We start from the raw sequence: 24,335 nt of genomic DNA, 5'->3' as shown, positions 1-24,335 counted from the left end.
GCCGCCGAGATCCCCTCGATTTTGGCATCGCCCTGATGCTCGCCGACCCGGCGGGAGGCCCCAGCCGCCGGGTCTACTATCGGTGTTAGTACACTGATAGGTGTCGTGACGTGCCGATAGTCAGGGAAGGGCGGTGGGATTATGTGGCGAGACCGTATGGCGCGGGTAGCGCGCGCCATCCTGCTCGTGGCCCTTGCCCTGGGCGTGTGCGGCATGCATACCCTGGGGCATCTGGATGGCCGGCATGGCGGCTCCGCCACCGGCGGGCATGCCATGGAGGCCGTTGCCCCGACGTCCCTCCCGGTTGTTCCCGCTGGGCTCCAGGCGTTCGTTCCCGACCGTGGGATGCCCGGGTTCGATCCGGCGGACGTGTGCCTGGCCATTCTGATGTCGTTCGTCGTCCTGCTGTTGACCGCTGCCTGGATCAGGGCGGGACGGCGGGCCGATGTCAGGGGCGGAACGCTTTCGTCCGTCCGGCAGGTCGCCCGACCGCCACCGAGGCTCATGTCCCGGCGGCTGGCGATTCTCTCGATGTTGCGCATATAGGCCGATGGCTCGTGCGGACAGGCTTCAAGCCTGCCCGCGCACAGGCCGACGGTCCGACACATCGAGAGAAGAAACAACCATGCGCATCAACCGCACGATGTCCATCGCCATGGCCGCGGGCGCCCTCGCCCTGGTGACCGCCTGTGGCGGGAACGGCGACTCCATGGCAGGGCATGAGGGAACGAGCAGCAGCGCGCCGACCGCGCCCAGCGCTCAGCCTTCGGCGACCTTCAACGACGCGGACGTCATGTTCGCGCAGATGATGATCCCGCACCACGAGCAGGCCGTGGAGATGGCCGGCCTCGCGGCGACGCGTGCGAGCGATCCGGAGGTCAAGGAGCTCGCGAGGAAGATCAAGGCGGCTCAGGACCCGGAGATCCAGACCATGAAGGGCTGGCTGACCGGGTGGGGCAAGCCCGCGCCCGAGGGCGGCATGGGGCACGACATGCCCGGCGTCATGTCAAAGGAGGACATGAAGAAGCTCGAAGGCGCCAAGGGCAAGGAGTTCGACACGCTGTTCGCGCAGCAGATGATCGCCCACCACAACGGCGCGATCGAGATGGCCCGCACCGAACGGACGAATGGTTCGGACCCGAAGGCCAAAGAGCTCGCCAGGACCATGGAAACCGCGCAGCAGGCCGAGGTGGAGCAGCTGCAGAAGATTCTCGACCGGCTCTGACCCCACGACCCGTCCGAGTGCTGTCCGCGCTCGGACGGGTCAAGGCCCGTTGGGGCCGGTCGTGATTCGTTCGGGCGGACGCCGGCAAGAGCGGCGTCAAGAGCCTGATCTTCGTCCGGTATGGGGCGAAGCAGATCAGTGACGCGATCGTCCGTCGATCGCCCCGGGCGTGAGCAACGTGTCCGGGGTGATGGGGAGGGCGCGGACACGTCTGCCGGTGGCGTGGTAGATCGCGTTGGCGATGGCCGCCGCCACTCCGACGATGCCCAGTTCGCCGATGCCCTTGGCGCCGAGGGGGGTCTGCGGGTCGGGCCGGTCCACGAAGCGCACGTCGATGGGGGGAACGTCGGCGTGGGTCGGGATGTGCTGGTCGGCCAGGCCGGCGTTGACGATCCGGCCGGAGCGTTCGTCGAGCAGTGTCTCCTCCATCAGGGCCATGCCGATGCCCTGGATGATGCCGCCGCGCATCTGGCTGATGGCCTGTTTGGGGGAGACGATGCGGCCGCCGTCGAACGCGCCGGTCCAGCGCGTGACGCGTACCTCGCCGGTGTCCTCATCGACCTGTACTTCGGCGAAGTGCGCGCCGTAGGTGCCGGTGGTGCGTTTGACGGTTTGGTACGGCACCGCCGACTTGCCGGTGACCTCCACGTGGTCGCGGCCGGCGCGTTCCAGCAGCCGGCGATACGTCTGCCCGCGGCCGTCCCGCGTGAAGAGTCCTTCATCCCGCGTTTCGACCTCGTCCGGCCGGAGCCCGGCCAAGGGGCCGCCTTCACCGATGGTGAGCAGCTCGCGCACCAGGCGGTCGCGCGCGTTCCAGATGGCCGAGGCGAGCGTGGTGGTGGCGGCCGAGGCGCCGGGGATGCGGGTCTTGGCCACGTCGGAGTCGCCCTGCAGGAACCGGATCCTGTCCATGGGCACGCCGAGGCGCTGGGCCGCGGCCTGGGTCTGGGCGGTCGAGGTGCCCGCGCCCAGCTCGTTCGTGCTGCTGTGGATGGTGATGGTGCCGTCGGCCGACAGGCGCAGCCGTACGGCGGCGATGAGCACGGCGTCCGGGTTGATCGCGGCGGCCATGCCCTGGCCGACCAGCCGGTGCCCGTCGCGGGTGGCCCGGGGGAGGGGAGCGCGGTCCTGCCAGCCGAACGCGTCGGCGCCGAGCAGGTACGCCTCCCGCAGGTGGCGGCTGGTGAAGGGGCGGCCGGAGATCGGGTCGCGGTCGGGCTCGTTGCGCAGGCGCAGCTCCAGCGGGTCGATGCCGAGCTCCCAGGCCAGCTCGTCCATGGCTGACTCCAGCGCGAACGATCCCGGGGTGACGCCGGGGCCACGGAAGAACGCGTTCTGGATCTGGTCGACCCGGATCACCCGCTGGTGGGCGGCGATGCTGGGGCAGGCGTAGAGATGGCGGGAGGCGGCGATGGCGGCCTCGGCGAACTCGTCGGTGGTACAGGTGGCCAGGGCGTCGTGGACGATGGCGGTCAGGCGGCCGCGCTCGTCGGCGCCGAGGGCGATCCGGCTGCGGGTGGGCGCCCGGCCGCCGGTCATCCAGTAGGTGTGCGCACGGGACAGCACGAGCTTGACCGGGCGGCCCGCCAGCTTGGCGGCGGCCACGGTGAGCGCCACGTGCGGCCAGGCGGGGGTCTTGCCGCCGAATCCGCCGCCGATGTACGGCGCCAGGACGTGCACCCGTGCCAGCGGCAGGCCGAACTTCTTCGCCAGCATCTCCTTCACCCCGTAGGGGTATTGGGAGCTGTCGTGCACGGTGAGGTCGTCGCCGTCCCACGTGGCCATGGTGGCGTGGAGCTCCAGCGCGTTGTGATATTCGGGCGGAGTGGTGTAGACGGCCCGAACCGTGACCGCGGCGCCGGCCAGCCCCGCCCGCACGTCTCCGACCACGGTCTTCGACTCCTCCAGCACGGAATGGGCCGGGGTGTAGGCGGCCTCGTCCGACATCGCCAGGACGGCGGGCTCGGGCTCGTAACGCACGTTCACGAGCCTGGCCGCGTGCTCGGCCTGCTCCTGCGTCTCGGCCACGACGACCGCGACCGGCTGGCCGTTCCAGTACACCCGGTCGGTGTTCAGGATCGGCAGGCTCATGGCCGCGGCGCCGACGGGGGCTTTGAGGGTGGCGTACGCGCCGGTGCGCTTCATCGGCGGCGCGTTCTCATGCGTCATCACCAGCACGACCCCGGGCGCTGAGAGCGCCCGCGCGGAGTCGACGGCCACGATGCGGCCCTTGGCGATCGTGCTGGGCACCGCGACGGCGTAGGCGAGCCGGTCGGGAACGTGGTCGGCGGTGTACCGGATGCCGCCGGACACCTTCGCCGGCCCGTCGAGCCGGTTCACATGGCGGCCGATCTCGCCGGATTCGGTGGACAACGGGTCGTGACGGCCGTCGGGCAGGAACCGGGCCACCTTGCCCAGCACGCGGGTGCCGAGGGCGAAACCTCTCGAGGTGAACGTCATGACAGCTCTCCCAGCGTGCGGCGGATGAGCCGCCGCGCCAGCTCCGTCTTGAACGCGTTGTGCCGCAGCGGCCGCGCCTCCGCGACCGCCTCCGCCGCCGCCGCACCGAACACCGGCTCGTCCGCCGCCGCGCCGGTCAGCAACTCCTCGGCCCCGTACGCGCGCCACGGCTTGTGCGCCACCCCACCCAGCGCGATGCGGGCCACAGCGATTCGGCCTCCTTCGACCTGCAGCAGTACGGCCACGCTCACCAGCGCGAACGCGTAGCTGGCCCGGTCGCGCACCTTCACGTACGCCCCGCGGACCGGCGGCCAGGGCGGCAGGTCCACGCTCGTGACCAGCTCACCCTTCCGTAGCGCGGTCTCGACCTGCGGGGTCTCGCCCGGCAGGAGGTGAAAGTCCGAGACCGGCACGTTCCGGTCCCCGTCAGGGCCGGTGAGGTTGACGGTCGCGTCGAGGGCCGCCAGGGCCACGCACATGTCCGACGGATGCACCGCGACGCAGCTCTCGCTCGCCCCCAGGATGGCGTGCCCCCGGTCGAAGCCGCCGATCGCGTCGCACCCCGCGCCCGGCGTGCGCTTGTTGCAGGCCGCGCCGAGGTCGTAGAAGTAGCGGCAGCGTGTCCGCTGCAGCAGGTTGCCGCCGACCGTCGCCCGGTTGCGAAGCTGCGGCGAGGCTCCGTTCAGCAGAGCTCGCGCGAGCACGGGGTAACGCCGGCGGACCCGGTCGTCTGCGGCGACGTGCGCGTTGCGGGCCAATGCGCCCAGGCGCAGCCCGCCGTCCGGCAACTCTTCGATGGCCGACAACGGCAGACGTGAGATGTCGACGACCCGCTCGGGGCGTTCGACCTCCTCGCGCATGAGGTCGAACAGGTTCGTGCCGCCGGCCAGGTACGCCACCGGCCCTTCTGAGGCCAGCCCGATCGCCTCGGCCACGTCGTTCGCCCGTACGTAGGCGTACTCCCTCATCTCGCCACCTCCTTGATGGCGGCCACGATGCCGTTGTAGGCGCCGCATCGGCACAGGTTGCCCGCCATGCGCTCCCTGATCTCGGTATCGGTGAGCGGTGCCGGGGCGGTGAGGTCCTCGGTCACGGCGCTCGGCCGGCCGTCGCGGTGCTCGCCCAGCATGGCGACGATCGAGCAGATCTGCCCGGAGGTGCAGTAGCCGCACTGGAATCCGTCGTGCTCCAGGAACGCCTCCTGCACCCTGGCGCCCAGCCCATGGCCCGCCATGGCCTCGATGGTGACGACCTCCATGCCGTCACACTGAACGGCCGGCACCAGGCAGGAGTTCACCCGCTCACCGCCGAGCAGCACCGTGCAGGCGCCGCATGCTCCCTGATCGCAACCCTTCTTGGTGCCGGTCAGACCCAAGCGCTCGCGCAGGCAATCGAGCAGGGAGATACGGGGATCCAGGGACAGGTCATGCGGCTGCCCGTTCACGATCAGGTCCATTAACGCCTCCGACAATCTCGTACACCTATGTACGACTTATCGACTACCATACCCCATGGGTGTATAGGACAGCGGATGAAGGCCGCCGCGACGTCGTGAAGTTCGACACCGATCCCATGTACGCCATCAGCGGCGCGTCCGGATGCCCGTCTCGTCTTCCGAGCTACCCCCTTTTGCTGGGCCTTCTCTGACTCCACGGGCATCTCCCGCCACTACGCGCCTGTCCTGAACCGCCAGATCACGCCCTCGAACCGCTGCCGCAGCCGCTCGGGGTACGGGCCGAACCCTGAGCGAGGGCGACGTTGACATCCCAGGAGGCGCCTTGTAAAGCTGGCGAAAGGGGTGACAGGTTCCTCCGCAAGCGGCTGTACTCGTTCCCCTTTCGACAGGGAGAGTCCCGATGGAAGGCACCGTCGCCGTCGTAACCGGAGCCGCGCGTGGTATCGGCCGCGGCATCGCCCTCGTACTCGGCGAGGCCGGGGCGACCGTCTACGTCACCGACCGCGAAAGCCGTGACCAGCGCCACTCCGATCTCCCTGGCACCGTCGAGGACACCGCCGAACAGGTGGACGAGCGCGGCGGTCACGGCGTTCCCGTCGCTGTCGATCACACCGATGACCGCGCCGTCGAAGCGTTCTTCGGGCGGGTACGCGACGAGTGTGGAGGTCTCGATCTCCTCGTCGCGAACGCCTGCAACGGCAACGCCCTGCCCTTTGCGGGCGGCCCGTTCTGGACCCTTCCGCTCGAGCACTGGCACAACATGATCGACGTCGGGGTTCGCAGCCATCTCGTCTCGGCCTGGTATGCCGCTCCGCTGCTGATCGAGCGGCGCGGTCTGGCCGTCCTCACCGGGTTCACCGACCCGGATGCCGAGGTGATCGCCGGGCATGTCTTCTACGACCTGGCCATGACCAGCGTCAGCCGTCTGGCCCATACGCTCGCCCATGACCTGGGCCCGCATGGGGTGACCGCACTCGCTCTTTCGCCCGGTTTCACCCGGACGGAGGCGATCATGGCGGCGATCGGCCAGGACGTGCCGGGCGGCGCCTCCGTGGAGTTCCCGGGCCGGGCCGTGCGAGCCCTGCTCAAGGATCCGGAAGTGGCACGGTACGCCGGACGCACGCTTCCTGTCGCGGACCTGGCTCAGGAGTACGGGTTCTCGGATACACCGGCGGGCCGGCAGAGCTAGCGGCTGGCCGCACATCTCCGCGAACCCCGCGTTCGACCTCGAACGTACGCCGACGAGATCGGCCGGGGGCTGGCCGGCGCGGTCCTCGACGGGTTGACCATGGCCCGCTCCCGCCGCACCGGCTGACCCGGATGCGGGCCTGCTGACGCGACTCAGGTTTCGGAAAGCTCACCGGGCTTGATCGAGGTTGCCGTGAGCTTCCAGCGAGAGGTCCTGCCAGTCGGCCCAGGTCTTGAGCCGGTCGGCGTACGCCTGCTGGAGCATCGGGTAGAAGCCCTGTCCGAAGAGCACTCGCAGGGGCGGGTTGTCGGAGTCGACGATCTTGAGGAGTGCCTGGGCCGCGGCGGCCGGATCGCCCGCGGGCTGCTTTCCGGCGAACCCCGCGAGGCGCCGGCGGAGGCCGTCGTAGATCGGGCTGGCCTCGGCCATGTGGCCGTTGTTGAGCGGATCGGGGTTCTTACCGGACCTCGTGGCGAAGCCGCCGGGCTCGACCACGGTCACCTTGATGCCGAAGCCGGCGACCTCCTGGGCGAGGGATTCGTTCAGGGCTTCCAGAGCCCACTTGGAGACGTGGTACGCGCCGCCGAGCGGCATCGCCAGGAGCCCGGCCGCCGAGGACAGCTGGATGATGTGCCCCGCACCCTGCTCGCGCAGGTACGGCAGCGCGGCCTGGATCACCCACACAGCGCCGAACAGGTTGGTCTCCAGCTGGTCGCGCAGGTGCTGCTCGGTCAGTTCCTCGATCGCGCCCATCTGGGCGTAGCCGGCGTTGTTCACGATGACGTCGAGGCGGCCGAAGTGCTCGTTGGCCCGCTTGACGCCCTCGAAGACGGCGGCCTTGTCGGTCACGTCCATTGCCAGCGGAAGCACCGCGTCGCCATGGGCGGCGACCAGCTCGTCAAGGCTTGCGGCGGTCCGGGCGGTCGCGGCCACCTTGTCACCGCGCGACAGGGCGGCCTCGACGAAGTTGCGGCCCAGGCCGCGAGACGAACCGGTGATGAACCAGACCTTGCTCATGGTGTCTTCCGTTCTTTGTGCGGTGGCGGTCGCGCGGTGGTCACCACGCGACGGGCCAAGGCGATCACTCGTGGAGTCGGGCGCCGCGGATCGTTCGCGCGGCGTCCTGACGACCATGAGGCGTCGGCGGCCCGGACTTTGTGACAGTGCGGTGATGTGACGTGCGTCACCGATCACGGGTGTCACACAGCGGTGCCGGCCGGCGCCTTGTGTATGGAGCACCGTTGAAAGCGAACAGGCAGGAGCCGGCCATGAACGAGCGCAGCGAGCCGACGACGGGCGCGACCGAACCGCTCGTCGGCAGCCGGATGGACCGCAGAATGGACTCGGCCACCGAGGCGTTCGTCGCCCACCGCAGCCTGCTGTTCACCGTCGCCTACGAGATGCTCGGATCGGCGGCCGACGCCGAAGACGTCCTGCAGGAAACTTGGCTGCGGTGGATGAAGGTCGACCTGGAGCAAGTACGCGACCAGCGCGCCTTCCTGGTCCGGATCACGACCCGGCGCTCGCTCGACCGGCTGCGCACCATGAATCGCCGTAAGGAGGACTACGTCGGCTCCTGGCTGCCGGAGCCGCTGCTCACCGCGCCGGACGTGGCCGAGGACGTCGAGCTGGCCGAGAGCGTGTCGATGGCGCTCATGATCGTCCTGGAGACGCTGTCGCCGACCGAACGCGCCGTCTTCGTGCTGCGCGAGGCCTTCGGTTTCAGTCATGATGAGATCGCGGCCGCCGTCGGCAAGAGCCCCGCCGCCGTCCGCCAGATCGCGCACCGCGCCCGCGAGCACGTCGATGCCCGCCGTCCTCGCCAGGAGGTCGCCCCGAACCAGGTCCGGGCGGTGCTGGCGTCGTTCCAGCGCGCGTATGAGACCAGGGACCTGCAGGGTCTCCTCGACGTGCTCGCCCCGCAGGTCGTCCTGATCAGCGACGGCGGCGGCGTCAAGCAGGCCTCGCCGCGGCCGATCACCGGCGCCGAGAAGGTGGCCCGCTTCATCGTCGGCGGTCTCGGCAAGGCCGGCGTCGTGCTCACCAGCGAGCACACGGTGGTCAACGGCAACCCGGCACTCGTCCTGCGCGTCAACGGCGAGATCGACGGCGTCATAGCGGTCGATGTCGAGGACGCCCGCATCGCCGGCCTCTACTACGTCCGCAACCCGGAGAAGCTGACCCGTATCGGCTCCGAGACCCCGCTCACCCTGCGATCGACACGGTGACAAGCCGGCCCGCGGTGACCTGGACCTGACGGTGGCACAAGAGGCTCTCGTCCTGCGCGGGACGGTCCGGCAGGCCGGGAGGCCACTGGTGGCGGTGTCGATCACGCCGCCGAGGCCGCCGGCAAACGGGAACACATCTCAGCCAGATCCATTACCAGGAGGTTATTCATGACGAAGAGCGTCGTCGGCGAACTCGCCGGCCTGGAACTGCCGGTCGAGCGGGGCTGCCCGTTCGCCCCGCCCGCCGCCTACGAGCGGCTGCGCGAGCAGGCGCCGATCAACAAGGTCCGCCTGACCAGCGGCGGTGAGGCGTGGTGGGTGTCGGGGCATGAGGAAGGCCGTGCCGTCCTCGCCGACCCCCGCTTCTCCTCCGACCGGCGTAAGGACGGCTTCCCGCTCTTCAACCTCGATGCGGCGACCCTGCGGCAGATCCGCAGCCAGCCACAGTTGATGATCGGCATGGACGGCGGCGAACACGCCGCGGCCCGCCGTCCGGTGATCAGCGAGTTCACCGTGAAGCGGCTGGCCGCGCTGCGCCCGCGGATCCAGGACATCGTCGACCACTTCATCGACGACCTGCTCGCCGCCGACCAGCGGCCGGTCGACCTGGTGCAGGCGCTGTCCCTGCCGGTGCCGTCCCTGGTGATCTGCGAACTGCTCGGCGTCCCCTACACCGACCACGACTTCTTCCAAAGCCGCACCACCATGTTGGTGCGCCGGACCTCCTCGGCGGAGGAGCGCCAGCGGGCCTTCGCCGAACTGCGCGTCTACATCGACGACCTGGTCACTCGCAAGGAGTCCGAACCCGGCGACGACCTGTTCGGCCGGCAGATCGCGCGGCAACGCCAGGAGGGCACCCCTGATCACGCGGGCCTGGTGAGCCTGGCCTTCCTGCTGTTGACCGCCGGACACGAGACCACGGCGAACATGATCTCGCTCGGCGTGGTCGGGCTACTCTCCCATCCGGAGCAACTGGCCTTGGTCAAGGCCGATCCGGGCAGGACGCCCATGGCCGTGGAGGAACTGCTGCGCTACTTCTCCATCGCCGACGGGGTCACCTCCCGGGTGGCCACCGAGGACGTGGAGATCGGCGGGGTGAGCATCGAAGCCGGAGAGGGCGTCATCGTCTCGGCTCTGTCGGCCGACTGGGACCCGGCGGTGTTCAAGGATCCGGCCGAACTGGATGTCGAGCGCGGGGCCCGCCACCACCTCGCCTTCGGCTTCGGCCCGCACCAGTGCCTGGGCCAGAACCTGGCCCGGATGGAACTGCAGATCGTCTTCGACACGCTGTTGCGCCGCATCCCTGCCCTGCGGCTCGCCGTACCGGTCGATGACCTGCCGTTCAAGTCCGACGCCGTCATCTACGGCGTTCACGAACTCCCTGTCACCTGGTGAGGACATGATGCGGATCCAAGCCGACACCGGGGTCTGCGTCGGCTCCGGCCAGTGCGTCCTGACCGAGCCGGCCGTCTTCGACCAGGACGACGACGGCCTCGTGGCCCTGCTGACCGATCACCCCGACGACCAGAGCGCGGCCCAGGCGCGTCACGCCGTCATCCTGTGCCCATCCCGAGCCCTGTCGATCTTGCAGGAGTAAGCCCTACCCGGCGGATGTACTCGCGTTCCATGCCGGACAGCGTGGCAAGCACGGTGAACACGACGCCGGAGGGGTCGTGGGAGCCCTGGAGTTCCCCGGTGAGGAGCCCCAGCCCGACATCGGACACGTTCCCGCTCTGTGAATGGATCACAGCCGGTCATGGAGGGCCGGGGCGTCTCGTCCTATGTGAGCACGACGAACGGAGACCTCATGAAGATCTTCCTTGCCGGAGCGTCCGGTGCCATCGGCAGCCAGATCGTTGTCCAACTCGTGGCGCGCGGCCATGAGGTCGTCGGCACGACCCGCTCGGCCACCAAGACCGGTGCGCTGCGCGTACTCGGTGCCGAGCCGGTTGTCGTCGACGCGCTCGACCCCGAGTCGGTGGCCGACGCGGTGGTCAAGGCGGAGCCGGAGGTGATCGTGCACCAGCTCACCGCGCTGAGCGGACCGATCAACTTCCGGCAGTACAAGCTGATGGCGGCCGCGACCAACCGGCTGCGCACCGAGGGCACCGACCATCTGCTGGCCGCAGCACGCGACGTCGGCGTCCGCAGGTTCGTGGCGCAGAGCAACGCTCAGTGGATGGAACGCACCGGCGGACCGGTCGCCGACGAGAACGGCCGGATCGAGCCGAACCCCCCTGCCGACGCGGCAGAGGCGGTGGCCGCCCTGAGCTACCTGGAGAACTCGGTGACCGGCATCACCTGGGCGGAGGGCATCGCGCTTCGCTACGGCGGTTTCTACGGCCCGGGGACCAGCATCAGCACCGCGCCGGACGCCGGGATGGCCGAGCAGGTCCGCAAGCGGAAGTCTCCGATCGTCGGTGACGGCGGCGGGGTGTTGTCGCTGGTGCACATCACCGACGCCGCGTCGGCCACGGTCGCGGCGGTCGAACGGGGCCGGGCCGGGATCTACCACGTCGCCGACGACGAGCCGGCACCTGTGCGCGACTGGCTGCCGGACCTGGCCCGCGCACTCGGCGCCAAGCCGCCGCGCCGCGTACCGGCCTGGCTCGTGCGCGCGCTGGCCGGTAAGGCCGCGGTCGACATGATGACGCGCGCCCGCGGGATCTCCAGCGAGAAGACGAAGCGCGAACTGGGCTGGACGCTGCAGTACCCGAGCTGGCGTACGGGCTTCACCACAGGATTGCGATAGCCGGCATGTCCGCCGGGGACGCTGGCGTGGTTGCGGGCCTCGGCGAGCAGGCCTTGCCAGAGCTGCTCGTCAGGATCGGGCAGGGCAGGATCGGCAGGGCAGGATCGGGCAGGGCAGGATCGGCAGGGCAGGATCGGGCAGGGCAGGATCGGGCAGGGCAGGATCGGGCGAGGAAGCGACCGTCGTAAGAGCTGGCTTCCTCAGGGTGGCAGATCACGGTCTCAGAACCATGGCCGCCTCCTGCCGTATGTTTGCCGCAGGTGGACGCAGCCGAAGATGGCGGCGGCGAGCAGGAAGCCGGAGCCGACGAGGTAGCCGAGGATGCCGAGCAGTGTCCCGGCGATCACGATGACGACTTCGGTGCCGAGCGGTCCGGTGGCCAGCAGGACCAGGACATGTGCGGCGGCGCTGATGACGACCCCGGCGACGGCAAGCTTTGCCGCGGTGCGAAGCTGGCTGGGCTTGGTGTCCACGACTGGGTGGTCCCCTCTGCTGTGTGCTTCATGATCTTTTGTTGAGGCTTGTAGGGGCGCCGGCTTGAGCAGCTCTTCGCTGACACCCTTGCCAGCCCCACCCATGAGCCCCAGCAGAAGTCCAGGGTTCCGAGGTCTGACGGGTTGGAGACGCAGCCGATACGGATCCGGAATTGCCCCTGGCTGCCTTACTTGATCTTGATGAGTGCCTTGCAGGTGTTGGCGGCGTATGCCGGGTTGGGGCCGACCAGCACGAATGCGCCTATCGCGAGGGCAGGCGTCGCCAAGAGCTTCCGCATGTTACTCCTCCGTCATGAGAACCTTGCCGGAGCCGAGTTCAGCAGAGGTCGGTATAGAGGTGGTATGTCGAACCTCGACCGGTCTTGGCCTGTGAACGGAGACAGGCTCGGCGAAATCTTCGACGGGTGTCGACGTGCCGCTTGAACTGCGTAGATGGAGTTTCGGCAGGCGCAGAGCTGAAGAGCCGAGGCCATCAGCCCGGGGTCACACCTGGGTGAATGTGCTCCGTACTCGCCTGGACGCCAGCACGTACCAGATGCCGACGACCCCTGGCGTGGAGTCGATCACCATGCCGAGGGTGGACTTCATGCCGACGATGTGCCAGGACACCAGGAACGCGATCGACAGCACGTTGAAGATGACGTTGTTGATGATCGCCGATTTCCGCCTTTTGAACATCAGGATGTAGAGCACGACGGTGTACATGACAAGTAAAAGGTTGCTGATCACGTACAGCAGGAGCGATGGCAGCGGCACGAACGAGTTCAGTCCCGCCAGTGACGGATCGGCGTTGACGATCAGAGTGGCGACGGTCAAGCCTAGTCCGTGGAGGGCCAAAAGGCCCAAAGCGATGACATAGACGAGCAACCACCCGCGGATGCCTTCCGGCGCAGTTGTTGAGCCTCGTATCGTGAGGTTTTTTACCACTCGTTCCCCCTTTATGTGCAACATCGTTCTCTGCCAGTCTGGGGCGTAGGGCATGGCGTGTCAGTGGGTGTAGGCCGCAGTCTCCGGGGGGTAGCGCTACTTCTCTGCGACGCTCACCCTTTGACGGCAAGCTGATGATCGTCAGGGACGAAAGCGTGCAGGGGTTTCCAGGTGTACGAGCGGTTCGCGACTCCCGGTCAGCCGTAGCGGCTCATGTCGTAGAAGAAGTCCGGAACGGTGTGCAGCTCCCGCGAGGCGGCTACCCGGTCGTAGACGTACTTGGCGACCGCGAGATCGAGGACACCCAGGCCGAACGGTGAGAAGATCACCGGCTGGCCGGCCGGTCGCGCCACCGTGCCCGCGAGGACGTCGTACAGCGTGCCCGCCACGAACCTGCGATGACCGGCCCGCTGCTCGGCAAGGTGCGGCGAGGTGCCGGCCTTCATGCAGTGCTCCACGTCGTCCACCACGTTGTACGACGAGAGGATGAGCTCCGGTGCCAGGTCGCGCAGCGAGATGTGCAATATGAGGGGGTTGTGTGCGAGGCAACGGGGGTCGGTGACGTGCGGTTCGCCGGCCACGGTCGCGAAGACGATCAGATCGTACGAGCGGATCAGGTCTTCCGCGGTGTCGTGGATGGTGACCTGTCCTGGCTCGGTCCGTTCGAGGTATTCCTGGAAACCCCGCGCGTGCTCGGGCGCCAGGTCATGGATGCCGAGCTCCTTGAACACGAAGCCGTTGCCGGACAGGTAGGTGTGGATGTAGCGGGCTATCAGCCCGGTCCCCACGAAGCCCACCTTGGTCGGCCGCTCGCCGCGCAGACCGCTCAGCTCCGTGGCGGCCAGGGCGGCCGACGCGGCCGTACGCGTGGCGCTGATCATCGAGCTCTCCAGGCACGCGAAGGGGTAGCCCGTCTCGGTGTCGTTGAGGATCAGCACGGCGGAGGCCCGCGGGATGCCCGCCGCGACATTGTCCGGGAAACTGGAGATCCACTTCAGTCCGTGCACGTCGACATCGCCTTTGATGGATGCGGGCAGCGCGATGATCCTGGACGACGGTCGGTCGGGGAAACGCAGGAAGTAGGAGTCCGGATTGACGGTGGCGCCCGTGCCGTGCAGTTCGTAGGCGTGGCGTACCACGTCGGTGATCTCGGCCTCTCTGTGGGCGATGGCCTGGTGTACCTGAGCACCTGAGATCACGGCGAAGGAAGGGGATCTGTTCATGGGTAACTCCATTTCACGGTGGGGAGATCCGAAAGGTTTAGGCCTAGACCCCCTGAAGTCAGGGTTTCGCCCCACTGACGGTTGCGATCTCCGGATGCATCGTTGGTCGCATGACGAGATCGATAGGCAAGTTCTGCTTCCAGCACCGCTGGAAGGTGGTCATCGCATCCCTTCTGCTGATGGTGGCGGGGTTTGCCGCCGCGGGTTCCGTCGTCGGCGGGATGTCCGCCGTGCAGCAGAAGAACGTGCCGGAGTCGCTGCAGGCCAGGCAGCTGCTCGGCGAAGGCGGTTCGCAGGTGGTGCTGCTGGTCGAAGGGGTGGACCCGAAGGCCGCCCGTACCAAGGAGGCGCTGAGCGGGACGGCCGCGGACGCCCGGACCGTGAAGGGTGTCACGGGTGTCGAGCGGCCCCGCACCGCGTCCGACGGCAGCGGCGTCATGCTTGCCGTCAGCATCACGCAGGCCGATGAGGAGCAGACCGCGATACGCGTCGCCGACCGGCTCCGGACGATCCGCGGAAGCCTCCCCGAGGCGAAGATCCGCGTCGGCGGGGACGCCTGGCTCAGGTACGAGACCAAGGGCACGGCGCAGAAGGACATGCGCGACGCGGAGTTCAAGGCGTTGCCCCTGACGTTCGTGGTGCTGGTGCTGGTGTTCGGCGGGCTGATCGCCGCGGGGATGCCGCTGATCACCACGATCATCAGCGTCGGCACGGCCTTCGTGGTGCTGCTGGGTCTCTCCCAGGTGATACCGCTCGACGGCAACGTCACCACAGTGGTGACGTTGCTGGGGCTCGGGCTGTGCATCGACTACGGTCTGCTGCTGGTCGGGCGATACCGTGAGGAGCTGGTGGCGCCGTACCGGCGGGCGGCGGCGGCCGGGCGTCATGGGATCACCCGTGCCGAACGCGCCGACGCGGTCGAGCGTACGTGGGCCACGGCGGGCCGGACGGTGATGTTCAGTGCGCTGACGGTCGCGGCAGCGCTGAGCGGGCTCTTCGTGTTCAACGCCACGGGCCTGCGCGCGGTGGCGGCGGGCGGCGTCGCCGCATCGCTGGTCGCCATGACGACGGCGCTGACGATGCTCGCCGCGTTGATGGGCATGTTCGGCGGGCGGATCCATCCCTCGAAGAGCGCCCTGCGCGGTGAGGACCGCGTCGGCGGGTTCTTCGCGAAGCTGGCCGGCATGGTCCAGCGCTCCCCGCTCCTGGTGGGGATCGGGATCGTCGTAGCACTGCTCGCCCTGGGCGCGCCGATGCTCGGCGCGAAGATCGCGTTGTCCGGTACCAAGATCCTCCCGCCGGACCTGGAGTCGGTCCAGGTGACCAACGTGCTCGCCGCCAAGTACGGCAGAACCGAGCGGCCGGCCGTCATCGTGGTCGGGCAGACCGATCCGGCAAGCCTGTCGAAGTGGGCGGGCCGGTGGAGCGGTGATCCGTCGGTCGTGCGGGTCGAGTCGGCACGCCAGGACGGAGCGAAGTTGTCCACGGTGGTGCTGGCCGTGCGCGGCGACTCGCAGGGGCCCGACGCCCTTGCGCTGGTCCAACGGGTGCGCGAGCAACGACCGGCCGACTTCCGGATCTGGGTCGCTGGACAGGCGGCCGAACTGGCGGACGTCTCTACCCTGCTGCGCGAGGGGATGCCGCTGGCGGTGAGCGTCACCGCCGTCGCCATGCTGGTGCTGCTGTTCCTGCTCAGCGGGTCGATCACGATACCGCTGACGGCGATGGCCATGGCGGTGGTCTCGCTGGGCGCCACGTTCGGGGTACTGGTGCTGGTGTTCCAGAACGGCTGGATGTCCGGGCCGCTGGACACGCTCATCGTGGGCGGGCTGGATCCGTTCGCGCTCACCGTCATCTTCGCCTTCGCGTTCGGTCTGTCGATCGACTATGAGGTCTTCCTGCTCGGCCGGATCCGCGAGCACGTCACCGCCGGCCTCGGCACCCGCGACGCGATCCGAGCGGGGTTGCGGGACACCGGGCGGATCATCACCTCGGCCGCGCTGCTGATGATGGTGGTGTTCGCCGCGTTCGGGATGGCGAGGATGGGGGACATCGAGCAGATCGGCATCGGGTTGTTCGCGGCCGTACTGGTGGACGCCACCCTCGTACGGTGCCTGCTGGTGCCGTCGGTGATGACGCTGATGGGACGGGCGAACTGGTGGGCCCCCGGACCGCTGCGCAGACTGCACGGGCGGTTCGGCCTGCGGGAGGAGAGCAGCATCGAGGTGCCGAAGGTCGAAGTCGGGCACGTGACCAGACGCTGAGCGGTCTCGCCTCATGCGTCGTCTCGAACGCCACGCCCAGGCCGTACGGGCACAGCAAGACGTCGGGCTCGGAGGAGAAGCCTCCGAGCCCGATGGCCCGCTCACATCAAGCCGTGTCGTCCGGTGGCGCGGCCCGGCCTTGTCACCAGCGCCACTCGCGCTGGTTCAGCAGGTGCCCCGCGGGGACGCCGTGGTCCCGGCACCAGCCGAGGAACTTCTCGATCTGCCGCAGCTGGTAGGAGCTCTCGTCGTAGCTGGTCGCCATGACGTGACCCAGCCAGCTCTCCTCGCCCATCGCGTAGATGTAGGCCTCGCGCGCGCCGAGTTCGGTGACGATGTCGGCCGCCTGCTCGGCGTCCGAACCCGACAGCTTCCGAGAGTCGCTCATGCGCTTGGGGATCGGCCGGGTCAGCAGGGCCTGGTAGAGCCAGGGCAGCGGGGCGCCGTCGCACTCCATCCCCAGGAAGGCCATGTCCGTCGCACCCAGGTGGGAGCGGACGTGACGGTAGAGCACCGGGTCGACGCCGGAGGAGTCCGCGCCGACGAAGATCGAACGCCCGGCCAGCTGCACCCAGTAGGTGGACTTGGCCCGGATATCCAGGTCGGCATGTTCGCCGAGGAACGGCGTCGCCACCAGCTTTCCGCCGGGGAAGGAGACCTCGTCGAAGATGTCGGCCTCCGTCACGTGCATGCCCAGCGACGACAGGTAGAGGGCGAGCGACGGATCGGCGAGGTTGCCGCCCGAGGAACGCGGCACGACGACCGTGCCGATGCGGCCACGCAGCTGGAGCAGCGATTCGAGCACGATGTGGTCCTGATGACCGTGGGTGATCAGGCAGACGTCGATGTGGTCCGGCAGGTCGTCGTAGGTGTACCGGCCCGTCGCCGTGCTGTCCCCGCTGATGAACGGATCGGTGATGATCGCCGCTTCCTGGGACTGCAGCACGAGGCAGGCGTGGCCGAAGTAGCGGACCCGGCCGCCGGTCTCGATGTGGCGGTCGGCGCGTGTCAGGGGTTCCGGGGACAGCAGGCGCGTGAGGCCTTCGGCGGTCTCGTCGTCGTCGATCTCCAGCGCTTCGCGCAGCGCGTTCAGGCTGGTGGGACGCAACCGGGCAGCAAACAGCGCAGTGAGGCCCGGGTGCCGGAACGGCAACGGCAGGTCCACGACGCCGGGGGCCGGCAGCCGTGGCGTGCTGAGGATGAACGGCCTTTCCACACCGGTTTCGAGGGACAGCTGCACCGACTGGCGCCCTTCGGCGAACACCGGGCTGCGGTAGATCAACGGCTCCAGGAACCGGATGGACGGCTGGCTGAACATGTCGTAGACCAGCTCCACCAGGCCGGAAAGGGCAGGCGGCAGCTTGGCGTAGAGCGGGGTGAGGTCGAAGCCGGTGGCGTTCTCCTCCAGGAGGTGATCGGCCTGCGCGATCCCTTCGGCGAATTCGAGCATCGGCGCACGCTCGGTCCTGATCGAGTCGACCAGCGCCCTGACCTCGTCCGCCCGGTTCTCGGCGATGTTGACGAAGTAGCCGCCCCGCAGGTCGGGGTTGCCGGAGGCCGCGACATGCGTCGCGGGCGACTCCAGGTACGACTCCAGGAGCGGTAACTGAAGGAAGGCCATGTTCATGGCGGCCTGAACCGGGGTGTAGGTGTGCGCCCAGGCGAAGAAGCGGTCCACCAGCGGTTCGACGATCGCGTTCGGGTGAAGGAAGCGTGGTTCGTGGTCCATGTCGCTCCTGGGTAATATGCCGTGTCCCGCTAGGAGACGCCGGCACCGTAGCAATCGGTTAACGTAAGGCATTCGGCGGAGTCCGAGGACAACAGCGCCTGATAGACCGAGCGCAGCGTCGGACTCGGGTCGACCCCCAGCTCCTCCGCGAGCAGCCGCCGGCCCTCGCGGTAGACCGACAACGCTTCCTCGCGGCACCCTCCATGATCAAGGGCGATCATGAGCTGGGCGCGGAAACCCTCCTGCAGCGGATACTGGTAGACGAGGTCGACGACCTCGGAGATCAGCCTTTCGTGCAGGCCGAGAGCCAGTTCCGCGTCGATCCGCGCTGACAGGGTCATCAGCCGCGCCTCTTCCAGACGCGGACGCTCCGCCTCGATGAGGTGCTCGGTGACGTTCGACAGCGCCGCGCCGTGCCAGAGCCGCAGCGCCGAACGGAACCAGGTGACGCTCTCCTCGTGCCTGCCCAGACGCAGCGCGCCGTGCCCGAACCTGACCTGCGACTCGAACAGGTCGATGTCGACCTGGCCGTATATGACCTGCAGCAGGTAGCCGGGGTGGTGCCGGGTGATCGTCACCGCGGGAGCCAGCTGCCTGCGCAGCCGTGAGGCGTACGTATGGATCTGGGCGCTCGCGGTAGCGGGTGGCCGATCGCCCCAGAGCAGCTCTCCCAGCCTGAGGTCCGACACCACCTGACCACTTTGAAACAGCAGAGCCGCGAACATGGTCCGCTGCTTGGAGCCCTTCAGCGGGATTTCCCGTTCCCCCTGCCAGGCGGTCACGGGCCCGAGGACCCGGAATTCACGGTGAGAGTTTTGCATGTCATGCAATCTTCGCCGATTTAAACACTGTTCCCCCGTTGGGGTGGACGGATGTGAGACGGTCGCTGCCTATCGCGCGAACGTTGATACCGTTGGCCGGCGCGTGATCACATGTTGAATTTGACCCCGCCCGCAGCCGCGGATGTTCAAGCGCGCCCCAAACGTCGCTCACCGATACCGACACTAAGTGCGTGACTCTGACCTGTCCAGGGTCGTCCGAAATATAGATGTCATATAGCGGGTTGTGCGATGATGTCCAGCTCTGCCTTCCATGCCTGCCCTGGCGCTGTTCAAGACCCCGATCGCATGGCGATCACGGAAATATAACCCACGTATAGCCGCCCGACTGACCATGGGTAAGTGCTGACGAACAACGCGCGCCGGCCGGTGCGGCGGAATTTGCGCCAAGAGAGCCGGGATACCCGTTGAACGGAATACTGGAAGCCATTGGGAATACACCTCTGATCAAATTGGAACGGATGTCCTCCGACCTGGGAGTGAACGCGTTCGCCAAGCTCGAGCGGTTCAATCCCGGCGGCAGCGTCAAGGACCGCACCGCGCTCAACATGCTCATCGGGAAAATACGCAGCCGGGAACTCGTCCCGGGCCGGTCGATTGTCGTCGAATCCAGCTCCGGAAATCTGGCCATTGGACTGGCCCAGGTCTGCCGGTATTTCGGCCTGCGTTTCGTGTGCGTGGTCGACCCGAAGACGACGCGGCAGAACATCGAGATACTGAACGCGTACCAGGCCCGCGTGGAGCTCGTCACCGAACGCGACCGGCATACCGGGGAGTTCCTGGCCACACGGCTGCGCCGCGTACGGGAGATCCTGGACTCCGAGCCGAACGCCTTCTGGCCGAACCAGTACGCCAACCTGCTCAACCCGCAGGCGCACGCCACCACCATGCAGGAGATCGTGAAGTCGCTGGACGGACGGGTCGACTACCTCTTCTGCCCGGTCAGCACCTTCGGCACGCTGCGCGGTTGCGCCGAGTACGCGCGCGACAACGCGCTGCCGACCGCCCTCGTCGCGGTGGACGCCGTCGGAAGCGCCATCTTCACCGGCAAGCCCGAGCCGCGGCTGCTCGCGGGGCACGGCGCCTCCATCAAACCCGAACTGCTCGACACGAACCTCGTCGATGAGGTGGTGCACGTGTCCGACCTCGAATGCGTGGTCGCCTGCCGGCGGCTGATGCTGCGCGAGGCGATCCTGGCCGGCGGCTCCTCGGGCGCGGCGGTCGCGGCGCTGGAGAAGCTGAGCGCGAACGTGCCCGGCGGAGCCAACTGCGTGCTGATCTTCCCTGACGGCGGCGACCGGTATCTGGACACCGTCTATTCGGACGAGTGGGTGACCGAGCATTTCGGCGAGGTCTCCCATCTATGGAAGGACAGGGCGGTCCGTGGCGCCCCAGAAGGAGGAGAGGCTCCATGCGGCATCTGATCTCGATCGACGATCTCGATGACGACGAAGTGCGCCACATCATGCTTCGCGGGGCGCGGTTCGCGGCGGGTGAGAACGACCACGGACGGCCACTCGCGGGCCAGGTGGTCGGGATCTACTTCCGCCGTACGTCCACCAGGACCAGGACCGCGTTCTCCAGCGGCGCCCTGCGGCTGGGTGCGCAGATCGTGGCGTACGGCCCGGACGACCTGCAGACCAACACGGGGGAGACGACGGGGGACACCGGGAAGGTCTTCTCTCTGATGCTCGACGCGCTGGTCGCGCGTACGTCGGCGGATCCCGCGGAGATGCGGGGCTGGGCGGAGCAGAAGCGGATGTCGGTGGTCAACGCGATGAGCGCGGACGAGCATCCCACCCAGGCCCTCGCCGACCTGGTCGCCCTTCAGCACCATTTCGGCCGCGTGGACGGGCTGCGTGTCCTCTACGTCGGAGAGGGCAACAACACGGCCACCGCCCTGGCCCTCGCCCTCGCGCGTTTCGCGGACGTCGAGCTGGAGTTCCGGACTCCGCACGGCTACGGACTGCCCGCCGACCTGCGCGAACGAGCCGCCGATGAGGCGAAGCGGCACGGGTCCCTCGTGACCGAACGGCACGACATGGAGGACCTTCCCCGGGGATTCGACGTCGTCTACACCACCCGCTGGCAGACGACGGGGTCCAGCAAGGCCGACTCCGGCTGGCACCGGGTCTTCGAGCCGTTCCAGGTGACCACCCGGTTGTGGGACACCAGCCCGGAGGCCAGGTTCATGCACGACCTGCCGGCGCACCGCGGTGAGGAGGTCACGGCCGAGGTGCTCGACGGCCCGGCCAGCATCGCGTTCGACCAGGCGGCGAGCAAGCTCCACAGTGCGATGGCGGTGCTGGAGTGGTGCAGGGCGGGATGAGCGCGCGGCCCCGCGCACGCCCGGGCAACTCCGACTTCCTGCGGCTGTGGGCCGGAGCGGGCGCGAACCTCCTCGCCGTCCGCGTCGGGGCCATCACCTATCCGCTGCTGGTCCTCTGGCACTCGAACTCCACGCGCGACGCCGGGCTGGTGATGTTCGCCGTGCTGCTGCCGAACCTGCTGGTCCAGTTGCCCGCCGGAGTGCTCGTGGACCGGTACGAGCGGCGTCGCCTGATGGTGTGGTGCGACGTGGGCTGCGTGCTCGTGACCGCGTCCGTCGCCGTGTCACTGATGGCGGGCGTCTACGGGCTGGCTCACCTTGCGGCGGCGGCGTTCGTCCAGGGCGCTCTGTGCGTGGTGCACCGGCTGGCGGAGCAGTCGGCGGTGCGCCACGTGGTCCCCGAGGAGGAGCTGCCGGCCGCCCTGGGCAGGAACGAGGCCCGGTCACGAGGCGCGGCGCTGCTGGGCCAGCCGATCGGCAGCGCGCTGCTCGCGGTCGGCCGGACGCTGCCGTTCGTGTTCGTCACGATGGCGCATCTGCTGTCACTCCTGCTGCTGCTCGGCATCAGGAAGAACCTGCAGGACGAGCGCGAGGCGCCCGCGGAGCCCGTGGTGACGGCGATGCGCGCCGGTGCCCGCTGGCTCTTCGGCAGGCCGTTCCTGCGCACCATGCTGCTGCTGCTCTCGGCCTCCAACATCGTCTTCCAGGCCATCACGCTGGCGCTCATGGAGATCATCGTCCGGGGGAACGGATCGATCGCCGTCGTGGGTGTGATCACCGCGCTGAGCGGGCTCGGCGGCGTGGCCGGCGCCCTGACCGGCCGGTGGTGGAGCGGCAGGGCCAGCCTGCGCGCCCAGATCATCGGCGGGTTCGCGATCTGGTCCCTCGTGATCGCGGCGATGGCCGTGAGCGTGTCCCCGGTGCTGCTCGCCCTCCTCTACACGCTCGTGGGGTACGTGGGCGGCGCGATCAACGTGACCGGTTCGGTCCACCTGATCCAGATTACGCCGGACGCGTTGCTCGGGCGGGTGAGCAGCGTGGCGCTGCTCATCGGCATGGGCCCGGCCGCCGTCGGCTCGCTCGTGGCCGGTCTGGTCATGGACGCGGCCGGAACGACATCCACGGTGCTGGGCATGAGCGCGGTCATGTGCGGCCTCACGGTGGTGGCCGCGCTGAGCCCTTCCCTGCGTGACGGGCCCCCGATCCGCGCGAACGCGGATCCATCCGGGGCCGGTAACGACCGGTGACGGACGACCAGACGTACAGTGGAGAGAGCCTGATGATGTCCGGAAGCACATCGCGAATAGCAGTCCTCGGAGCCGGGATCGGCGGGCTCACCGCCGCGGCCGCCCTGCTCAGGCGGGGTTTCCAGGTCGACGTCTACGAGCAGGCCGACGAGCTGCGAGAGTCGGGGGCCGGGCTGCACCTCGGCTCCAACGGCAGCCGCATCCTGCACCGCATGGGGCTGGCCGGGAAGCTGGAGAGCTCGGCGGTGCGGTCGGCCGCGCTGGAGGTGCGCGCCTTCGACGACGGCAGGGTCTTCATGCGGCAGCCGATGGGCCGGGCCTGGGAGGCGGAACACGGCGCCCCCTACTACACCGTCCAGCGCGCGGATCTGCTGGCCATGCTCGCCACGCTGGTACCGGAACGGTGCCTCCACCTCGGCCGGCGCTGCACCGGATTCGCCGAGGACGCCGACGGCGTGCGCCTGTCCTTCGAGCGGGGGCCGGACGCCGAGGCGGACGTGCTGGTGGGCGCCGACGGCGTTCACTCGGTCGTGCGCCGCGCCGTGGCCGGGCCGCGGACGCCGGTGTCCTCGGGGAACGTCGCCTACCGTGGTGTCGTCCCGTTCGACGAGCTTCCCCGGCTCGCCCGCGACACGATGTTCGTGTGGGCGGGTCCCACGTCGCGCCTGCTGGCCTATCCCGTCGCTTCCGGACGCCTGCTGACTTTCGTCGCGATCCTGCCCGAGGACGATGAGGGCGCCCCCGAGTCGTGGAGCGCGACCGGCGACGTCCGTACCGTGTCCGGAGCGCTGGAAGGGTGGGAGCCGGCGGTGCGCGACATCGTCGCCGCCATCCGCACGGTCGGCCGGTGGGTGCTGCGCGACCGCGCGCCCCTGGAGCGCTGGAGCACGTCCCGGGTCACCCTGCTCGGCGACGCGGCCCACCCCATGCTCCCGCATCACGGGCAGGGCGCCAACCAGGCGATCGAGGACGCGGCCGCGCTCGCGCTGTGCCTGAGCCAGACCCCTCCGGGCCCGCACGCGTTCGAGCAGGCCCTGCGCCGCTACGAGATCGTACGGCGCCCGCACACCACACGGGTGCAACTGGGCTCGCGCGGCAGCGGTTCGCTGAAACTCCGTGTGCCCGAGCCCGCGGGAGGACGCCGGCCCGGCAGCGTGCTCGGCTCCATGGTCGAGGACGTCGCCTGGATCCAGAGCTACGACGTCGAGGCGGTCCTGGCGAATTCCCAGGTATAGGGCAGGTATGGGCAACCGTTCTACCTTTCCTGCATAGATGCCGATCGGCTGTCGAAGGGCGAGAAACGTGGAAGTCCCGAGCAACCCGGCGAGCGGCCGCGGTACGTCCGGCGAGTCGCCCGCGGCGCATCAGCGGCGCTTCCTGGTCCATGGACCGGCGGCCGTCGCCGTGCCCTCCCTGGCCGCGGACTGCGCCGGCTGGCAGCAGGCCCACATCGGCGCGGTGTTCGTCTCCGCGGGCACCGGTTCCGAGGTGGTCGATCTGTTCCTCGCCGCGGGGTGCACCGGGCGGCTCGTCTGCTTCTATGAGCCGGATCTCGTGGAGGGCCTGAAGGAGCTCGCACGGCTCGTCGAGGAGACGTGGTCGTGGGGGCACGGTGATCCGCCGCGGGCGAGCCCGCTGGAGGTGGCCCAGATCCTGGCGGTCGGCGCGACGGAGACGATCGGATTCGCCGAGGCCGCCACGGAGCTGGCCGCGGCCACCGCGACGCTGCTGAACGAGACGCTGGGCCGCTTGGAGCTGCCGAGCCCGAAAGCCGTCCCGGTGGTGCCCAGGCGGCATGATCTCGTGCCGCCGATCGGGAACAGCACCGCCGGGCGCCTGCTGCGAGAAGGCACCCGCCTGGTGTCGCTCGAATGCGAGCAGCGCATCGAGGTGTTTCAGGATCTCGGCGCCGTCATCCGGTCGCCGGGCGGGTGGGCTGGGCTCGCGGCGCGCACCCTGTGAGGTTCTCTGCC

At 68.8% G+C, this 24,335-nt stretch carries 22 protein-coding genes; 13 read left to right on the top strand and 9 right to left on the bottom strand.

The genetic code is table 11. The features are described 5' to 3' along the window. Positions 1-156 precede the first annotated feature (156 nt). Positions 157-546 (top strand): DUF6153 family protein, encoded by a 390-nt coding sequence (locus ABEA43_RS40600; RefSeq protein ID WP_345570597.1) that lies wholly within the window; start codon positions 157-159, stop codon positions 544-546. Between the two features lie 79 nt (positions 547-625). Continuing rightward, on the top strand, positions 626-1,225 hold the full coding sequence (locus ABEA43_RS40595; protein WP_345570595.1) for a DUF305 domain-containing protein: 600 nt from the start codon (positions 626-628) through the stop codon (positions 1,223-1,225). 135 nt (positions 1,226-1,360) lie between these two features. Here ABEA43_RS40595 and ABEA43_RS40590 read toward each other — a convergent pair whose 3' ends face one another. Genes ABEA43_RS40590 through ABEA43_RS40580 form a run of 3 tightly spaced genes read right to left on the bottom strand, consistent with a single transcriptional unit; the run spans position 1,361 to position 5,141 of the window. Beyond that, positions 1,361-3,685, bottom strand: a complete 2,325-nt coding sequence (locus ABEA43_RS40590) for a xanthine dehydrogenase family protein molybdopterin-binding subunit (RefSeq protein WP_345570593.1) — start codon at positions 3,683-3,685, stop codon at positions 1,361-1,363. Beyond that, on the bottom strand, positions 3,682-4,653 hold the full coding sequence (locus ABEA43_RS40585) for an FAD binding domain-containing protein (protein ID WP_345570591.1): 972 nt from the start codon (positions 4,651-4,653) through the stop codon (positions 3,682-3,684). The genes ABEA43_RS40590 and ABEA43_RS40585 overlap by 4 nt, the downstream gene beginning before the upstream one ends. Beyond that, complete coding sequence (locus ABEA43_RS40580; RefSeq protein WP_345570589.1) at positions 4,650-5,141, bottom strand: (2Fe-2S)-binding protein; 492 nt, start codon at positions 5,139-5,141, stop codon at positions 4,650-4,652. The genes ABEA43_RS40585 and ABEA43_RS40580 overlap by 4 nt, the downstream gene beginning before the upstream one ends. 400 nt (positions 5,142-5,541) lie before the next feature. Here ABEA43_RS40580 and ABEA43_RS40575 point away from each other — a divergent pair, with 400 nt between their 5' ends. Continuing rightward, entirely contained in the window at positions 5,542-6,330 is a 789-nt protein-coding gene (locus tag ABEA43_RS40575; RefSeq protein ID WP_345570587.1) for an SDR family oxidoreductase, read from the top strand. A 168-nt stretch (positions 6,331-6,498) separates the two neighbouring features. On the opposite strand, the gene ABEA43_RS40570 is transcribed toward ABEA43_RS40575, so the two are convergent. Beyond that, positions 6,499-7,347: an SDR family NAD(P)-dependent oxidoreductase gene (locus tag ABEA43_RS40570; RefSeq protein ID WP_345570585.1), complete on the bottom strand. Its 849-nt coding sequence runs from the start codon at positions 7,345-7,347 to the stop codon at positions 6,499-6,501. Between the two features lie 251 nt (positions 7,348-7,598). Between ABEA43_RS40570 and ABEA43_RS40565 the strand changes: the two genes are divergently transcribed. The 4 genes from ABEA43_RS40565 (at position 7,599) to ABEA43_RS40550 (ending at position 11,310) form a co-directional block, all read left to right on the top strand. Then, a complete protein-coding gene (locus ABEA43_RS40565) occupies positions 7,599-8,558 on the top strand; it encodes an RNA polymerase sigma-70 factor (RefSeq protein WP_345570583.1) in 960 nt (319 codons plus the stop codon). 168 nt (positions 8,559-8,726) lie between these two features. Next, positions 8,727-9,953, top strand: coding sequence for a cytochrome P450 (locus ABEA43_RS40560; RefSeq protein WP_345570581.1), 1,227 nt, complete (start codon positions 8,727-8,729; stop codon positions 9,951-9,953). 4 nt (positions 9,954-9,957) lie between these two features. Then, on the top strand, positions 9,958-10,155 hold the full coding sequence (locus tag ABEA43_RS40555; RefSeq protein ID WP_425570451.1) for a ferredoxin: 198 nt from the start codon (positions 9,958-9,960) through the stop codon (positions 10,153-10,155). 210 nt (positions 10,156-10,365) lie between these two features. Then, on the top strand, positions 10,366-11,310 hold the full coding sequence (locus ABEA43_RS40550; protein ID WP_345570579.1) for an NAD-dependent epimerase/dehydratase family protein: 945 nt from the start codon (positions 10,366-10,368) through the stop codon (positions 11,308-11,310). A gap of 221 nt (positions 11,311-11,531) precedes the next feature. On the opposite strand, the gene ABEA43_RS40545 is transcribed toward ABEA43_RS40550, so the two are convergent. The 3 genes from ABEA43_RS40545 to sbnB form a co-directional block, all read right to left on the bottom strand. Then, the gene (locus tag ABEA43_RS40545) at positions 11,532-11,783 is read right to left on the bottom strand and encodes a hypothetical protein (RefSeq protein WP_345570577.1); all 252 of its coding nucleotides are present in this window, start codon (positions 11,781-11,783) and stop codon (positions 11,532-11,534) included. Positions 11,784-12,287: 504 nt separating this feature from the next. Next, on the bottom strand, positions 12,288-12,755 hold the full coding sequence (locus ABEA43_RS40540) for a DUF2569 family protein (protein ID WP_345570575.1): 468 nt from the start codon (positions 12,753-12,755) through the stop codon (positions 12,288-12,290). 173 nt (positions 12,756-12,928) lie between these two features. Continuing rightward, positions 12,929-13,954, bottom strand: coding sequence for a 2,3-diaminopropionate biosynthesis protein SbnB (gene sbnB / locus ABEA43_RS40535; RefSeq protein ID WP_345570573.1), 1,026 nt, complete (start codon positions 13,952-13,954; stop codon positions 12,929-12,931). Positions 13,955-14,064: 110 nt separating this feature from the next. Here sbnB and ABEA43_RS40530 point away from each other — a divergent pair, with 110 nt between their 5' ends. Continuing rightward, positions 14,065-16,218, top strand: coding sequence for an MMPL family transporter (locus ABEA43_RS40530; protein WP_345570571.1), 2,154 nt, complete (start codon positions 14,065-14,067; stop codon positions 16,216-16,218). Positions 16,219-16,360: 142 nt separating this feature from the next. Here the strand turns inward: ABEA43_RS40530 and ABEA43_RS40525 are convergent, their stop codons facing one another. Both ABEA43_RS40525 and ABEA43_RS40520 read right to left on the bottom strand, forming a co-directional pair. After that, the gene (locus ABEA43_RS40525) at positions 16,361-17,947 is read right to left on the bottom strand and encodes an MBL fold metallo-hydrolase (protein WP_345570569.1); all 1,587 of its coding nucleotides are present in this window, start codon (positions 17,945-17,947) and stop codon (positions 16,361-16,363) included. Between the two features lie 29 nt (positions 17,948-17,976). Then, on the bottom strand, positions 17,977-18,729 hold the full coding sequence (locus ABEA43_RS40520; protein ID WP_345570567.1) for an AfsR/SARP family transcriptional regulator: 753 nt from the start codon (positions 18,727-18,729) through the stop codon (positions 17,977-17,979). 464 nt (positions 18,730-19,193) lie between these two features. On the opposite strand from ABEA43_RS40520, the gene sbnA reads away from it, so the two are divergent. From sbnA to ABEA43_RS40495, 5 genes are all read left to right on the top strand, one after another. Then, entirely contained in the window at positions 19,194-20,210 is a 1,017-nt protein-coding gene (gene sbnA, locus ABEA43_RS40515) for a 2,3-diaminopropionate biosynthesis protein SbnA (protein WP_345570565.1), read from the top strand. Further along, on the top strand, positions 20,198-21,115 hold the full coding sequence (locus tag ABEA43_RS40510) for an ornithine carbamoyltransferase (protein ID WP_345570563.1): 918 nt from the start codon (positions 20,198-20,200) through the stop codon (positions 21,113-21,115). The genes sbnA and ABEA43_RS40510 overlap by 13 nt, the downstream gene beginning before the upstream one ends. Continuing rightward, positions 21,112-22,362, top strand: a complete 1,251-nt coding sequence (locus tag ABEA43_RS40505) for an MFS transporter (protein WP_345570561.1) — start codon at positions 21,112-21,114, stop codon at positions 22,360-22,362. The genes ABEA43_RS40510 and ABEA43_RS40505 overlap by 4 nt, the downstream gene beginning before the upstream one ends. A gap of 32 nt (positions 22,363-22,394) precedes the next feature. After that, the gene (locus tag ABEA43_RS40500) at positions 22,395-23,597 is read left to right on the top strand and encodes an FAD-dependent monooxygenase (RefSeq protein ID WP_345570559.1); all 1,203 of its coding nucleotides are present in this window, start codon (positions 22,395-22,397) and stop codon (positions 23,595-23,597) included. Positions 23,598-23,664: 67 nt separating this feature from the next. After that, positions 23,665-24,324, top strand: a complete 660-nt coding sequence (locus ABEA43_RS40495) for a hypothetical protein (RefSeq protein WP_345570557.1) — start codon at positions 23,665-23,667, stop codon at positions 24,322-24,324. Positions 24,325-24,335: the final 11 nt, after the last annotated feature.

This window comes from Nonomuraea rosea (genome assembly GCF_039539705.1).
GTDB classification, from domain to species: domain Bacteria; phylum Actinomycetota; class Actinomycetes; order Streptosporangiales; family Streptosporangiaceae; genus Nonomuraea; species Nonomuraea rosea.
Note: the sequence above shows the minus strand (reverse complement) of the source record. Positions and strands in the feature narration are given on the sequence as shown.